Annotated in this window: 17 protein-coding genes; 12 read left to right on the forward strand and 5 right to left on the reverse strand. The window is 63.1% G+C overall.

Going from position 1 to position 14,470, the window contains the following annotated elements:
• Positions 1-62: 62 nt before the first annotated feature.
• Positions 63-1,697: a Na+/H+ antiporter gene (locus B2U07_RS12830; protein ID WP_296277108.1), complete on the reverse strand. Its 1,635-nt coding sequence runs from the start codon at positions 1,695-1,697 to the stop codon at positions 63-65.
• A gap of 177 nt (positions 1,698-1,874) precedes the next feature.
• Here B2U07_RS12830 and B2U07_RS12835 point away from each other — a divergent pair, with 177 nt between their 5' ends.
• The 4 genes from B2U07_RS12835 to B2U07_RS12850 all read left to right on the forward strand — a co-directional run bounded on the left by B2U07_RS12835 (position 1,875) and on the right by B2U07_RS12850 (position 5,199).
• Positions 1,875-2,222, forward strand: a complete 348-nt coding sequence (locus B2U07_RS12835) for an ArsC family reductase (RefSeq protein ID WP_197857833.1) — start codon at positions 1,875-1,877, stop codon at positions 2,220-2,222.
• 37 nt (positions 2,223-2,259) lie between these two features.
• Entirely contained in the window at positions 2,260-3,294 is a 1,035-nt protein-coding gene (dapD, locus tag B2U07_RS12840; protein WP_296277109.1) for a 2,3,4,5-tetrahydropyridine-2,6-dicarboxylate N-succinyltransferase, read from the forward strand.
• A 170-nt stretch (positions 3,295-3,464) separates the two neighbouring features.
• Positions 3,465-4,670: an aminotransferase class V-fold PLP-dependent enzyme gene (locus B2U07_RS12845; protein WP_296277110.1), complete on the forward strand. Its 1,206-nt coding sequence runs from the start codon at positions 3,465-3,467 to the stop codon at positions 4,668-4,670.
• A 115-nt stretch (positions 4,671-4,785) separates the two neighbouring features.
• Complete coding sequence (locus B2U07_RS12850; RefSeq protein ID WP_275547347.1) at positions 4,786-5,199, forward strand: SufE family protein; 414 nt, start codon at positions 4,786-4,788, stop codon at positions 5,197-5,199.
• 88 nt (positions 5,200-5,287) lie between these two features.
• Here B2U07_RS12850 and B2U07_RS12855 read toward each other — a convergent pair whose 3' ends face one another.
• The 3 genes from B2U07_RS12855 to tcdA form a co-directional block, all read right to left on the reverse strand.
• The gene (locus B2U07_RS12855) at positions 5,288-5,767 is read right to left on the reverse strand and encodes a DUF1456 family protein (protein ID WP_296277111.1); all 480 of its coding nucleotides are present in this window, start codon (positions 5,765-5,767) and stop codon (positions 5,288-5,290) included.
• 39 nt (positions 5,768-5,806) lie between these two features.
• Complete coding sequence (locus B2U07_RS12860; protein ID WP_275547349.1) at positions 5,807-6,646, reverse strand: substrate-binding periplasmic protein; 840 nt, start codon at positions 6,644-6,646, stop codon at positions 5,807-5,809.
• A gap of 76 nt (positions 6,647-6,722) precedes the next feature.
• A complete protein-coding gene (tcdA, locus tag B2U07_RS12865) occupies positions 6,723-7,523 on the reverse strand; it encodes a tRNA cyclic N6-threonylcarbamoyladenosine(37) synthase TcdA (RefSeq protein ID WP_275547350.1) in 801 nt (266 codons plus the stop codon).
• Positions 7,524-7,720: 197 nt separating this feature from the next.
• On the opposite strand from tcdA, the gene dapE reads away from it, so the two are divergent.
• The 4 genes from dapE (at position 7,721) to B2U07_RS12885 (ending at position 10,830) form a co-directional block, all read left to right on the forward strand.
• A complete protein-coding gene (gene dapE / locus B2U07_RS12870; RefSeq protein ID WP_275547351.1) occupies positions 7,721-8,863 on the forward strand; it encodes a succinyl-diaminopimelate desuccinylase in 1,143 nt (380 codons plus the stop codon).
• On the forward strand, positions 8,860-9,672 hold the full coding sequence (locus B2U07_RS12875) for a putative RNA methyltransferase (RefSeq protein ID WP_275547352.1): 813 nt from the start codon (positions 8,860-8,862) through the stop codon (positions 9,670-9,672). The genes dapE and B2U07_RS12875 overlap by 4 nt, the downstream gene beginning before the upstream one ends.
• Before the next feature lie 5 nt (positions 9,673-9,677).
• Positions 9,678-10,049 (forward strand): hypothetical protein, encoded by a 372-nt coding sequence (locus B2U07_RS12880; protein ID WP_275547353.1) that lies wholly within the window; start codon positions 9,678-9,680, stop codon positions 10,047-10,049.
• A 199-nt stretch (positions 10,050-10,248) separates the two neighbouring features.
• Positions 10,249-10,830, forward strand: coding sequence for a sugar O-acetyltransferase (locus B2U07_RS12885; RefSeq protein WP_275547354.1), 582 nt, complete (start codon positions 10,249-10,251; stop codon positions 10,828-10,830).
• A gap of 108 nt (positions 10,831-10,938) precedes the next feature.
• On the opposite strand, the gene B2U07_RS12890 is transcribed toward B2U07_RS12885, so the two are convergent.
• Complete coding sequence (locus B2U07_RS12890; protein ID WP_197857822.1) at positions 10,939-11,148, reverse strand: cold-shock protein; 210 nt, start codon at positions 11,146-11,148, stop codon at positions 10,939-10,941.
• A 583-nt stretch (positions 11,149-11,731) separates the two neighbouring features.
• Here B2U07_RS12890 and B2U07_RS12895 point away from each other — a divergent pair.
• The 4 genes from B2U07_RS12895 to B2U07_RS12910 all read left to right on the forward strand — a co-directional run bounded on the left by B2U07_RS12895 (position 11,732) and on the right by B2U07_RS12910 (position 14,417).
• A complete protein-coding gene (locus tag B2U07_RS12895; protein ID WP_275547355.1) occupies positions 11,732-12,280 on the forward strand; it encodes a tetratricopeptide repeat protein in 549 nt (182 codons plus the stop codon).
• A 104-nt stretch (positions 12,281-12,384) separates the two neighbouring features.
• Positions 12,385-12,822, forward strand: coding sequence for a DUF695 domain-containing protein (locus B2U07_RS12900; protein ID WP_197857821.1), 438 nt, complete (start codon positions 12,385-12,387; stop codon positions 12,820-12,822).
• Between the two features lie 225 nt (positions 12,823-13,047).
• Complete coding sequence (locus tag B2U07_RS12905) at positions 13,048-13,440, forward strand: hypothetical protein (RefSeq protein WP_197857820.1); 393 nt, start codon at positions 13,048-13,050, stop codon at positions 13,438-13,440.
• 134 nt (positions 13,441-13,574) lie between these two features.
• Positions 13,575-14,417, forward strand: a complete 843-nt coding sequence (locus B2U07_RS12910; RefSeq protein WP_197857819.1) for an EamA family transporter — start codon at positions 13,575-13,577, stop codon at positions 14,415-14,417.
• Positions 14,418-14,470 lie beyond the last annotated feature (53 nt).

The following is a 14,470-nucleotide window of genomic DNA, read 5'->3' on the forward strand; positions in this document are numbered from 1 at the left end:
GTAGGGCCCGGCGGATTGTTCGCTTCGCGCCTGAATCCGCCCTACGAATGAACGCAGGCGCCTCAGCTCTTGTGCAGGCGCGCCTCGGCGATATCCAGATCGCGCAAAATCTCGCTCAGCATATCGTCATCCAGCTCGTTGTCCTTGCGCATGCGGTACAGCTCCAGCCGCTGGGTGCGCAGCGCCTGCAGGCGCAGGCGGTATTCCAGACGGTCCACTTCGCGCTGTTGTTCGCGCGACTCCTCGCCGTCGCGGGCACGCTCCAGTAGATCGCGGTACTCGCTCATCAGTCGCGCCTTGACCTCCGCCGAGGTAATCGCACCCTCGGCATTGATCGCGCGCTCGTCCTCGGACTCCAGATAGCGGATTGCCGACTCCAGCATCAGCGCACGATGACGGTTGAGCTCGCGCTCGCGCAGGGCCGCGTTGTCCTGCGGCAGGCGCGGCAAAAGACGCGGCAAGACGATGCTCGCCACCAGTAGCGACAGCAGGATCACCCCGGCGGCGATCAGGATCAGCAGATCGCGCTGCGGGAACGCCTGACCACTGTTGAGCAGCAGCGGCAGCGACATCACCCCGGCCAGGGTCACCGCTCCGCGCACGCCGCCCAGGGTCAGCACCGCGCTCAATGCGATACGCGATTGCCCGGCGAAACGCGTCGGCGCGCCACGCAGGCGGCGCACTGCCCCGGAAACCCGCCAGTAGCCGTAGACCCAGACGAAACGCAGCAGCATCAGAATCGCATAAATCGCCACCACCATGGCCAACGCCTCGAGGGCGAACAGCCAGGGCGCCTCATGCTCGCCCAGGGCAGCACTGAGAATGTCGGGCAACTGCAGGCCAAGCAGCAGAAAGATCAGGCCGTTGAAGGTGAATTCCAGCAAGGCCCAGACGCTGCGATTGAGCAGGCGCGTGGAGGTCTGCCTGGGCAGCAGGTCGAGGCGGCTCTGCATCATCCCCGCCGCCACTGCGGAAAGAATGCCGGATAACCCCAGGTGCTCGGCGGCGACATAGGCGGCGAATGGCAGCAGCAACAGCAACAGTACGTGCGGCGCGGGGTCTTCCCAGCCACGGGCGATCATCCAGGCGCGCAAACGCCCCAGCAGATAGCTCAGGGCCACACCAATGGCCAGGCCACCGAAAGCCACCAGCACGAACTGCACGCCGGCATCGGCAATCGAGAACACCCCGGTCAGGGTCGCAGCAACGGCGAACTTGAACGCTACCAAGCCGGAGGCATCGTTCATCAGCGCCTCGCCCTGCAGCAGATTGTTCAAGGTACTCGGCAGGCGCCCGTGGGTGATCGCCGACACCGCCACGGCATCGGTCGGCGACAACACCGCCGCCAGCGCGAAGCAGGCGGCGAGCGGCACCTGCGGCAACAACCAGTGGATGAAATGGCCAGCCCCGAGAATGGTGAAGAACACCAGGGCAAAGGCCAGCAACAGGATCGGCGTGCGCAACTGGCGGAACTGCCCCTTGGGCATGCGCCAACCATCGACGAACAGCAGCGGCGGGATGAACAGCAGCAGAAACAGCTCGGGATCGAGCCGCACGTGCAGCCCCAACGCGGGTATCGCCAGCAGCGCGCCGATCAGTATCTGCAGCAGCGGCAGTGGCAAGGGAATGAACTGGGCGGTAATACGGGTGCCACTGACCACCAGCAGCATGGTCAGGATGGTGTAGAGCAGTTGCATGGGCCAACCTCGACTGAGCAGGCCCTATTCTAGGGGCTTGCCTGGCCCTGGCGCGAGCCATCCTGCCGCCGATGCCACCACGCAGACGCTACCCTGCGCTCGTGGCATAATGCTCGGCCAAAATTTCGAAGACAGACCGCGCCCGCCCAGTGGGGCGCCAGCGACATAGGAAGTGCAATGAGCTACGTCCTCTACGGCATCAAAGCCTGCGACACCATGAAGAAGGCCCGTACCTGGCTCGACGAGCACAAGGTCGACTACGCCTTTCACGACTACAAGAGCGCGGGCATCGACCGCGCCAGCCTGGAAAAGTGGTGCAACGAGCATGGCTGGGAAACCATCCTGAACCGCGCCGGCACGACTTTCCGCAAGCTCGATGACGCGCAGAAAGCCGACCTCGACCAGGCCAAGGCCATCGAACTGATGCTGGCCCAGCCGTCGATGATCAAGCGCCCGGTACTCGATATGGGCAGCAAGACCCTGGTCGGCTTCAAACCGGACAATTACCAAGCCGCGCTGGCCTGATCAATCTCACCCCGATTTTGTTGCAAGGAACCCCTCTATGAACACCTCTCTCTTCAGCATCGCCTTTGGCGTCGGCACCCAGAACCGCCAGGGCAACTGGCTGGAAGTCTTCTACGCCCTGCCGCTGCTCAACCCGGCCAGCGAGCTGGTGGCCAAGGCCGCCGACAAGCTCGGTTACCAGGGCGGCAACCAGGCCATCGCTTTCACCACCGCACAAGCGGCCGATCTGGCCGAAGCGCTGAAAGGCGTAGACGCTGCTCAAGCCGCGCTGCTGACCCGCCTGGCCGAAAGCCACAACCCGCTGGTCGCCACCTTCCTGGCTGAGGATGCTGCACTGACCAGCACCCCGGAGGCCTACCTCAAGCTGCACCTGCTGTCGCATCGTCTGGTCAAGCCGCACGGCCTGAGCCTGGCCGGCATCTTCCCGCTACTGCCCAACGTCGCCTGGACCAGCCAGGGCGCCGTCGACCTCGCTGAGCTGGCCGAGCGCCAGCTGGAAGCACGCCTGAAGGGCAAGCTGCTAGAAGTGTTCTCGGTGGACAAGTTCCCGAAAATGACCGACTACGTGGTGCCGGCTGGCGTACGTATCGCCGACAGTGCCCGCGTGCGCCTGGGCGCCTACATCGGCGAAGGCACCACCGTGATGCACGAAGGGTTCGTCAACTTCAACGGCGGCACCGAGGGCCCGGGCATGATCGAAGGCCGCGTTTCCGCAGGCGTGTTCGTCGGCAAGGGTTCGGATCTGGGCGGCGGCTGCTCGACCATGGGCACCCTGTCCGGCGGCGGCAACATCATCATCAGCGTTGGCGAAGGCTGCCTGATCGGCGCCAACGCCGGTATCGGCATTCCGCTGGGCGACCGCAACACCGTGGAAGCCGGCCTGTACATCACCGCCGGCACCAAGGTGAACCTGCTCGACGAGGGCAACGCCCTGGTCAAGGTGGTCAAGGCGCGCGACCTGGCTGGCCAGCCGGACCTGCTGTTCCGTCGCAATTCGCAGACCGGCGCCGTGGAGTGCAAGACCCACAAGTCGGCTATCGAGCTGAACGAAGCCCTGCACGCCCACAACTGAAAAAGTTGGTTTAACGCTGCTGCGCTAGCCCATACTGCGTTGCAATAAGGCTCGGACGCTCATTTACACCAGTAAACTCGTCGTCCTCGCCTTATTGCGCCTTGTCTGGCCGTCGCTCGCGACACGTTAAACCCAACTTTTGAACTGCCAGATGATCTCTGGAAGCATCCATGTCACTGATCTCCCCCTGGCGTGCCGACTTCCCCGGCATTCTCGCCCTCGAAGCCGAAGGCCAGACCTATCTGGACAGCGCCGCCACCGCGCAGAAACCGCAGGCAGTGCTCGACGCCCTTCTTGGCTACTACACCGGTGGCGTGGCCAACGTGCATCGCGCCCAGCACCTGCCAGGCGAGCGCGCCACCCGCGCGTTCGAGGCGACACGCAGCAAGGCTGCGCAGTGGCTGAATGCGGGCAGCGCCGAGGAGATCATCTTTACCCGCGGCAGTACCGAATCGCTGAACCTGCTGGCCTACGGCATGGAGCACCTGCTGCAACCCGGCGAGCAGATCGTCATCAGCGCGCTGGAGCACCACGCCAATCTGTTGCCCTGGCAGCAACTGGCCCAGCGCCGGAATCTTGAGCTGGTGGTCCTGCCACTGGATGATTCGGGCACAATCGATCTTGATCAGGCCGCCCGACTGATCGGCCCACGCACTCGCCTGCTGGCGGTTTCGCAGCTGTCCAACGTGCTTGGTCGCTGGCAACCGCTGCCCGAACTGCTGGCCCTGGCGCGTGCGCACGGCACCTTCACTGTATTGGATGGGGCTCAGGGGGCGGTGCATGGTCGGCATGACATGCAGGCGCTGGGCTGCGACTTCTACGTGTGCTCATCGCACAAGCTCTACGGCCCCGACGGCGTCGGCCTGCTTTACGGGCGAAGCGAGGCGCTTGGCCAACTGCAGCATTGGCAATTCGGCGGCGAGATGGTGCTCGACGCCGACTATCAGCACGCGCGCTTTCGCCCGGCGCCGCTCGGTTTCGAGGCCGGCACGCCGGCCGTGTCCGCCGTGATAGCACTGGGCGCTGCGCTGGATTGGCTGAGCGATTTGGATGACGCGACCGTGGCCCGGCATGAAGCGGCCCTGCATGCCGAACTGCTGGACGGCTTGCACGCCCGTGAAGGCATTCGTCTGCTTGGCCAGCCGCAGTTGGCGCTGGCCAGCTTCTGCGTCGACGGCATCCATAACGCCGACCTGGCGCACCTGCTGACCGAACAGGGTATCGCCGTACGAGCCGGCCACCACTGCGCCATGCCGCTGATGAAAAGCCTGGGCCTGAGTGGTGCGATTCGTGTCTCGCTCGGCCTGTACAACGATGGCGAAGATCTGCAGCGATTCTTCAGCGCCCTGGACAGTGCTTTGGAGCTGCTGCGATGAACACCACGAACGCCCCCTGTGGGAGCGGACTTGTCCGCGAATGTCGTATTCGCAAGATTCGCGGACAAGTCCGCTCCCACAATTCGGGCTGTGCTGCGGCGCAGAGTGTCAGGGCATGCCACTGACCGCTCAGGCCCAACAGGCTCTCGAGGCCTTCGCTTCCTGCCCCGGCTGGGAGCAGCGCGCGCGCCTGCTGATGCAATGGGGTGAGCGCCTTGAACCACTCGGCGATGAAGAGCGCCAGGAACACAATCGGGTGCATGGCTGCGAAAGCCTGGTCTGGCTCGTTGCCGAGCGACGCGACGGGCGGCTGCACTTTCGCGCCAGCAGCGATGCCCGCCTGCTGCGTGGTCTGCTCGCGGTGCTGCTGGTACGCGTCGAGGGCTTGAGCGATACCGAGTTGGCAACGCTCGATCTAGCCGACTGGTTCAACCAGCTGGGCCTGCAGCGCCAGCTATCGCCCTCGCGCAGCAATGGCCTCAATGCCGTACTGCAACGTATACGCGAGCTTGCGGGTCGATCAGCCTAAAACCCATTCGTCGCGAGGCGCGACTGCTACAGGAAAACTGCCGACACACCATCGCGTAGGAGCACCGCCGCGGGCGAAGCTCTTACGCTCAGATGAGCGAGTCGCCCTTGCCCCGCTCTCGCTGCGTCAAGCCGCGCAGGAAATTGCGCAGAATCTGGTCACCACACTCGCGGTAGTGCTTGTGGCCCGGCGCGCGAAACAAGGCGCCCAGTTCGGCCTTCGTCATCGGCAGATCGGCGGTTTGCAGAATCGCCTGAATATCATCGTCGCGCAGCTCGAAAGCCACACGCAGCTTCTTCAGGATCAGGTTGTTGCTCAGGCGTTTTTCCACCGGTAAACGCGGTCGGCTGTCGTCCTTGCCACGCTTGTGGAACACCAGGCCTTCGAGCACATGAGCCAGCAGCACATCGCTGCAGGAGCGGTAACCCGGCTCATCCTCACGCAGCAGGCAAGCCGGGATCAGCTCCGGCTCGACGAGATAGTCCGCCAACTGGCAGAACGCTTCCAGCGTGCCATCGCTGACATCCAGCAGATAGCGCAGGCTGCGCAGCACATCGTTATTGAGCATGCAGAAAATTCTCGAAGGAAGAAGGTCGGCAGCTGCGGCTCAGTTCCGCAGCGCCTCGGCCGGGGCGCCCGGTTTCCAGTCATCGGCGTTACCGGAATTGAGCGCCTGCTGCAGACGCTGCAGATCGCCACGCTCGGCAATTGTACGCAACCCGGCGTTGAACAGGCGCAGCAACCGGGCGCTCTCGGGATCGTCCTTGCGAAACAGCATGCGCAGTGGCTCGGTATTCAGCTGACGCGGGTGATGAACGATGCTGCCGCGTTCCAGCGGAAACAGACGGCGCAGCATCGCATACCCCACCGCCCTGTCCTGCGGGTGCAAATCGATCCGGCCTAGTTGCAACAGCCGAAAGCCGATGTCGTCGTTGCGCGCCTGCTCCACCTGCAAGCGCCCCTGCTGCAGCGCCTCATCGAAAACCGGCCCATAGGAGTAGCCGAGCGTGACGCCAACACGGTAACGCCTCAGATCATCGATGCTCTGCCAGTCCATTGGATGATCGACGCGGTGAAACAGGACGATCTCGCCGCGCACCATCGGGTCGCTGCAAATGGCATAGCTGAGTCGGCCGGGGGTGCAACTGTAGGGCATGATCGCGTCCAGCTGACCTTGCTGCAGCATCAGCACGTTACGATCCCAGGGGTAATAGAGAAATTCGACGCGATAACCCGCCTCGTTGAAGATGGCGCTGATCAGGCGCCCCAAGGCCCCTCCGTCCAGCCGGGACCGGTCGACATAGGGCTGCCAATCGCTGGTGCCGATGCGCAGAGTCTTTGGCGCCTCGTGTGCGGTGCCGGCGCTCACAGTCAGGCTCAACAACAGCGCAGCGAGCATCCTTGCCCACGCTGCACGCACGACCTGACGGCCAAACCAATCTGTCACAACTCACCTCATGCACATTGCTCGAAGCATCCGTGCTACACGAAGAACAGGCGCCATACGCCCGCAAAGATCACTGCTACTGACGCTCTGCCGGGCGACGCGCCCCGGCCACCAGCTTGTCCACCAGCCTGGCCGCCGCGGCCATGCCGAAGCTGGCGGTAACCATCATCACCGCGCCGAAGCCGCCGGCGCAGTCGAGTTTCACCCCTTCACCGACGAAGCCCTTGGCCTGGCACACCGTGCCATCGGGCTTGGGGTAGCGCAGTTGCTCGGTGGAGAACACGCAGGGCACGCTGTAAGTGCGGCCCGGCGTGCGGGAAAAGCCATAGTCTCGGCGCAGCATCGAGCGCACCTTGGCAGCCAGCGGGTCGTTGAAGGTCTTGTTCAGGTCGGTGACCTGAATCTGCGTCGGGTCGACCTGCCCGCCCGCACCGCCGGTCGTGACGATCTGGATCTTGCGGCGCTTGCACCAGGCGATCAGCGCGGCCTTGGCCGGCACGCTGTCGATACAGTCGATAACCCCGTCGAGCTGCTCGGTGATGTACTCGGCCATGGTCTCGCGGGTGACGAAATCGGCGACGGCGTGTACCACGCAAGCCGGGTTGATAGCGCGGATGCGCGCAGCCATCTCGTCGACCTTGGCCTTGCCCACGGCCCCTTCGACGGCATGCACCTGGCGATTGGTGTTGGTGATGCAGACATCGTCAAGGTCGAACAGGGAAATTTCGCCAACCCCCGAACGCGCCAGCGCCTCGGCCGCCCAGGAGCCCACGCCGCCGATGCCGACCACCGCCACGTGCGCCGCAGCCAGGCGCTGATAGCCCTCCTGGCCGTAAAGCCGGGCTATGCCGCCGAATCGCTGATCGTCTGTATTCATTTATCCCCCTGCTGGACGGCGCGCATTATAGAGATAGCACCCTGCCCACCCAAGCCTGTCGTGCAGGTCAACCGTCGCCTGGCGAAACAGGCGGCATGAAAGCCAATGCGCCACGCGGCGCGCCTGATGACCTGATCGGTAACGACTTTTGCTTTAAGATGGCCGACCTTCACGCCAGCCGCCGTACCGGAGCCGTAATGACCGCCACCCTCTCCCCGACCCTGGAACTCGCCTTCGACCTGATTCGTCGCCCATCCGTGACCCCGGTCGACGAAGGCTGCCAGGAACTGATGATGCGCCGCCTGGCCGCTTGTGGCTTCGAAGTCGAGCCCATGCGCATCGAAGAGGTGGAGAATTTCTGGGCCAGGCGCGGTGGCGACGGCCCGGTACTGTGCTTCGCCGGCCACACCGACGTGGTGCCCACCGGCCCGCTGGACGCCTGGCAGTACCAGCCGTTCGACGTACGCGTCGATGAAGAGGGCATGCTCTGCGGCCGTGGCGCAGCGGATATGAAGGGCAGCCTGGCGAGCATGATCATCGCCGTGGAGCGCTTCGTCGCCGACTATCCGAACCACAAGGGCGCCATCACCTTCCTGATCACCAGCGACGAAGAAGGCCCGGCCCAGCACGGCACCAAGGCGGTGGTCGAGCGCCTGCGCGAACGGGGCGAGCGCCTGGACTGGTGCATCGTTGGCGAACCGTCGAGCACCACCCTGCTCGGTGACGTGGTGAAGAACGGCCGTCGGGGCTCGCTCGGCTGCACCCTCACCGTGTACGGCAAGCAAGGTCACGTGGCCTACCCGCATCTGGCGAAGAACCCCATTCATCTCGCTTCTCCGGCACTGGCTGAACTGGCCGCCGAGCACTGGGATCATGGCAACGATTACTTCCCGCCGACCAGTTTTCAGGTCTCCAACCTCAACTCCGGCACAGGCGCTACCAACGTCATCCCCGGCGAACTGAAGGCGGTGTTCAACTTCCGCTTCTCTACCGAATCCACCGTCGAGGGCCTGCAGCAGCGCGTTACCGCCATCCTCGACAAACACGGCCTGGATTACCACCTGGAGTGGGCGCTGTCCGGCCTGCCCTTCCTCACCCAACCGGGCGAACTGCTCGATGCCGTGGCTGCCAGCATTAAAGGCGTCACCGGCCGCGAGACCACGCCGTCGACCAGCGGCGGCACCTCCGACGGTCGCTTCATCGCCACTCTGGGCACCCAGGTGGTCGAACTTGGCCCGGTTAACGCCACCATCCACCAGATCAACGAACGCGTACTGGCCAGCGACCTCGACCTGCTGACCGAGGTCTACTACCAGACGATGGTGAAACTGCTGGCATGAGCCTGATCTGCCCCCTCTGCCAGACGCCGCTCGAGCACAGCGGCAACGGCCTGGCCTGCGAAAACCGCCACAGCTTCGACCGCGCCCGGCAGGGCTACTACAACCTGCTGCCGGTGCAGCACAAGAACAGCCGTGACCCCGGCGACAACGCCGCCATGGTCGAGGCGCGCCGACGTTTTCTCGACGGTGATCACTATGCGCCGCTGGCCGCGCGCCTGGCAGCACTGGCGGCCGAATACCAGCCCGCACGCTGGCTGGATATCGGCTGCGGCGAGGGCTACTACACCGAGCAGATCGCCAGCGCCCTGCCGGCGGCAGACGGCTACGCCCTGGACATCTCCCGCGAGGCGGTCAAACGCGCCTGCAAACGCGCGCCGCAACTGAGTTGGCTGGTGGCGAGCATGGCCCGCGTACCATTGGCCGATGCCGGTTGCGAGCTGCTCGCCAGCGTGTTCAGCCCCCTGGACTGGAGCGAGGCCAAGCGCCTGCTCGCCCCCGGCGGCGGCCTGCTGCGCATGGGCCCGACCCGCGTGCACCTGATGGAACTACGGCAGAAGCTGTATGACGAGGTGCGCGACTACGACGACGAGAAGCACCTGGCGCTGATCCCGCCCGGCATGCACCTGGCGCATAGCGAAACCCTGCAGTTCCCGCTGCACCTGACCGAGGCTCAGGCCCGCGCCGACCTGCTGGCCATGACCCCGCACGGCTGGCGCGCCAGCGCCGAACGCCGCGAAGCGGTGATCGCCGAGCCCTTCGAAGTTACCGTCGCCATCCGCTACGATTGGATCGTCAAAACTCAGGAATGAACCCAATGCGCCAACCGGACATCGAGATCTACCTCAAAGACGCCGAACGCGACGCCGTGGCGCAATGGCTGGGTGAAGCCCTCGGCCCGTGCAGCGCCTGGCAGCAGAAGGGCCAGACCTTCAAATGCCAGGCGGGCGACGTGCCGGTGACCTGGCTGCCGAAAGCCGTGGGCAAATGGCACAGCCTGTACCTGGAAAGCGACGCTACACCCTGGGCCGACGACCTGGCCTGCGCCCGCGCCGCCCATGCCGCGCTCGGCGTACAGGTGCGCTGCGCCCCTGGCACCTGGGTGGAAGACGAGAGCGACGAAGAAGCCGACCGCTGGATCAAGGTCGATGCCGACGGCGAAAGCGAGATCATCTGGCGCACGGACTGAACGCAAGGCCACCCAGGGCAACCGGTTCAATTGCAACGCCAGGTCTGCAATATCATTTGACCCTACCACCAGGCGTCTCGGGGTTCGCCGTATCTCTGCCGAGCAGGGCGGCTGCCCCTAACCCGGCAGCTGCCACTTTCCCGACGTCAGCCGGTCGAAGCTGAAGCCCTGGCAAAAAACCTCGATCGGAGCGACGTCCATGAACGAAGCCCAGAAGGCCGCAGCCGGCCTGCTCTACGATGCCAATCACGACCCCGAACTGCTCGCACAGCGGCTGCGCGCCAAGATCAAGTTGTTCAAGCTGAACGCCACCTGCCCGAGCGAGGTGCACAGCCGCGAGACACAACTGCGGGCGATCATCGCCAGCATTGGCGAAGGCTTCGTCATCGAAGGCCCCTTCCATTGCGACTATGGCCACAACATCCGCATCGGCAGGCACTTCTACGCCAACGTCAACCTAGTGATCCTCGATTGCGCCAGCGTGACCGTGGGCGACAACGTGTTCATCGCCCCCAACGTCGGCATCTACACCGCCGGGCACCCACTGGATGCCCAGCGGCGCAATGCCGGGCTGGAGTACGCGAAGCCGGTGAACATCGGCAATAACGTCTGGATAGGGGCTGACGTATCGATTCTGCCGGGCGTGACGATTGGCGACGACAGCGTGATCGGTGCCGGCAGCGTGGTGAATCGCTCGATTCCGCCGGGCGTTCTCGCCGCCGGAAATCCGTGCCGGGTGATCCGGCCGATAACCGATGCGCACGGACTGCTGCCGGGCTGAGTCCTCGCGCCGAAGGAAATGCTGATAACGGGCTGGAAGTCAGCCCGCGGATGAAAGGCACAAACGAAGAGGCCCGTCATCGACGGGCCTCTCGTTGGAGTCTGGAGCTCAGAGCGCGGAGACGTCTTCCGCCTGCAGGCCTTTCTGGCCCTGGGTCACGCCGAACTCGACCTTCTGGCCCTCGACCAGAGTACGGTGACCATCACCACGGATGGCGCGGTAGTGAACGAATACATCCGCGCCGCTTTCGCGTTGAATGAACCCGTAACCCTTGGAATCATTGAACCATTTGACGGTTCCGGTCTCACGATCTGCCATTACCAACTTCTCCAAACTCGCTATGTTTTTATTGTCCCCGAAGGCGCTTTGACGGCTCGGTAAAAACGTTCCCTCAGCGTTCGCCACTCCCGGCAATCGAGCATGGAGCAGGTAAAGCGATTCGCGTTCTTGCTTGAGCCGAAGGCCGAGTATAAAGCATGAATTGTGACTGAAAAGGACTTTTTAGAGCCCACTCTTTTCGCAGCCAGATGCGCTGTTCAGAGCGTTTTTTGTCGGTTTTTAGCCTGTAGATCGCGTAATTTTCTTCGCCTGCCACTGAACATGCCGCTGCCTTTCGGCATTGCGAAAAACCGGACATTTCGGCAAACGCAATCGTTGTCTTATATGGCGCCGTTGCGGTAAGCACTGCAGCATGGTGACGCGTTCCTTCTTCCCCTTGCCGTCACGAATAAGGAATTCGTGTTTGGAGAAATCCACATCTTGAGGCGACAGCGAGGTCTGCAGCACTGCGCCGGGTCGGCATGGACAGTGCCCTTGGAAATCGAATAGGTTCTACCGGCAACCTCGTTTTACGGTCGCCCCTGCCGCGGCCTGGTCGTTTGGCGATGCAAAAGGATGATGCATGCGTGCAATGCTATTGGTTCTGGTCTGCCTGCTGCCCCTCTGGGCCTCGGCCGAAGAGGCGCTGGGCAGGATGATCGAGCGCTACAACCAGGAAAGAACCGACGATTACCTGCACAAGCAATCGCTCGCCCTTCTGAGCCACGAGATCGGCATACGCCTGCTGGAAAATCAGGACTACGCGGCGTCGATTGCCTACTTCCAGACCGCACTGGATATCGACCAGAACCTTGATCCTGATGATCCCTACCTCGGCGGCCGCTGGACGTACCTCGGCCAGGCCTACATGTTCGACGGCCAGTTCCAGAAAGGGCTCGAATCACTTCGAACAGCGCTGGAGGTGGACGAGCTGCACTATCCGGCCGAACATCTCAATATCGGCATCGCCAATGGCAACATGGGTTGGGCGCTGATCCTGGCCAGACAGTACCGGCAGGCCAACGACCATCTGCAGATCGCCTGTGCCATCTTCACCAGACAGCTGGGGGAACAGGATAAGCAAACAGTGGATTGCCACAAGAAACTGGATATGACGCGCAAATATCTATAGCGAACCGGCTCGGGAGGTCGTGCACAGGCTTCACTTCAAGGGTATGAACGAACATCATGTGAATCGCCGTCTTTCTGTTGTTTTTACTAGCGGGAGCATCTTCCATGGAATCCACAGAACGCATCTGGTCAGTCGCCAAGGCAACGGTAGAAGGCAAACCGATCATCTATAAATTCGTCGCCGACGCTCCGCCCTTGGACATCCAGCAAAAGATGCCCTGGCTGACGGTCATTTCCTGGAAGTACGAGGCATCGGAAAACAACGGTTTGCCGTCGGCGCAGATCAACAAGGAGATGATTCGGCTCGAAGACGGGCTGGAGACCATAGGCGGCAGTGGCACGCTCTATCTGGATGCCTACACGGCAACCGGCAACGGCCTGAAGGAGTTCGTCTATTACATCGCCGACCGCGAAGCGTTCATGGCCAACGTCAACGAGGCGCTGAGCGATCACCCGGTCTACCCCATCGAGATCAATTTCTACGAGGACCGCGACTGGAGCGACCTGGCCAAGCTTCATCAGAGCATGAGCACCGTGCACTGACCTGCTGAGCGCGCCCCGAAACATCCTCTATTTCGACTTCAGCGAAACATGAGCGGGCCTGCTGGTCAGGCCCCTGGAGCAACTGGCGTCGACGAGATATTCAAGCGTGATGGGCGGGCCAGGTAACGGCTGAAATGCGATGTCGCGATGGGAACTTCATCTCAGGTGATGCCTTCGTTTCAAGGCTATGCTCCACCCGCTCGCTCCCCACAGGACGGAACCACCATGGGTTATATCGCACGCCACTTCAAATGGCTGATGCTGGTGTCCGGCGTTCTTACCGCCACCATGTTCTACGGTCTGTTTGCGCCACAAGAGGCGCTGCAATCGATGTTCGGCGCCTCCTTCGACGGGCCATTGCAATCTCTTGTTATTCGCAGCTGGTCGGCGCTGGTCGGGCTGATGGGCGTACTGTTGATCCATGGCGCATTGAACGCAGAACACCGGACGCTGTGCGCCGTGATTGCAGCGCTGAGCAAGGCCGTCTTCGTGTCGCTGCTAATCGTTCATGGTCAGGCGTATTTGGCCAAGGCTACTGCGGCGGTGGTTCTGGACGTGCTGGTTATCGTGTTCACCCTGCTCTATCTGCTGAGTACACGGCGACAGGCTATCGCTTGATGCGACGCGGCCGACGCACATTCGCTTGCGTCGACGCGGCCTGTAAAAACCAGCAGTCCTCTTGCTGTCACAGTCGTCAGCGATGCTGCTACGTTTCACCCAGCACCGCTTAATTTCTGCGCCAGAGGCTTTTCTTGGACACCACGGTCTTTCTCGCCGTCATCGCCGCCGCCGCCCTGCATGCCGGCTGGAACGCCCTGCTGAAGATCGGCCTCGACCGCTTCCTCAGCGCTACCCTGATTCAGATCGGCGCCGGCCTGGTGGCGCTGTGCGCGTTGCCACTGGTAGCACTGCCGCAGGTATCGGCCTGGCCATGGATCGCGCTGTCAGCGCTGCTGCACATCGGCTACAACTTCTTCCTCGCTCGCGCCTACCAATATGGTGACCTGGGCCAGGTCTACCCCATTGCGCGGGGCAGCTCGCCACTGATGGTCGCCCTGCTCTCGCTGCTGCTCTTGCACGACGGGCTCAGCTCCCTGCAACTGCTAGGCCTGCTGGTCTTGGTAATGGGCATCTGGCTGATGGCCCTGCGCGGTGGTCATCAGCAAGCGCCACAGGGGGCGATGCTGTTCTGTGCGTTGATGACGGCGCTGTTCATCGCCGGCTACACCCTCAGCGATGCCATGGGCGCGCGCGACAATGGCGATGCGCTGAGCTATTCGCTGTGGCTGTTCACGGTCAACGGCGTGGTGATGGCTGCGGTATTGGCCATCGCCCGCGGGCCACGTGCCTTTCTCCAACTGGGCCCGCACTGGCGCGGCGGACTGGCCGGCGGCGCGATGTCGATGGCCGCCTACACCATCGTCATCTGGGCCATGACCCAGGCGCCGGTCGCACTGGTCTCTGCCTTGCGCGAGACCAGCGTGGTGTTCGCCGTATTGCTGGGCATGGTACTGCTCAAGGAAACGCTGCGGCCGATTCGCCTGCTGGCCTGCGTGGTGATCGCCGCTGGCGTGGTGGTGATGAAGCTGGCGTAAGGGTGCCGCCTGAAGCCCACCCGATAAGGACAGTAGGAGCGAGCTCTGCTCGC

Source organism: Pseudomonas sp. UBA7530, from assembly GCF_002479365.1.
In the GTDB taxonomy this organism is placed as follows: domain Bacteria; phylum Pseudomonadota; class Gammaproteobacteria; order Pseudomonadales; family Pseudomonadaceae; genus Aquipseudomonas.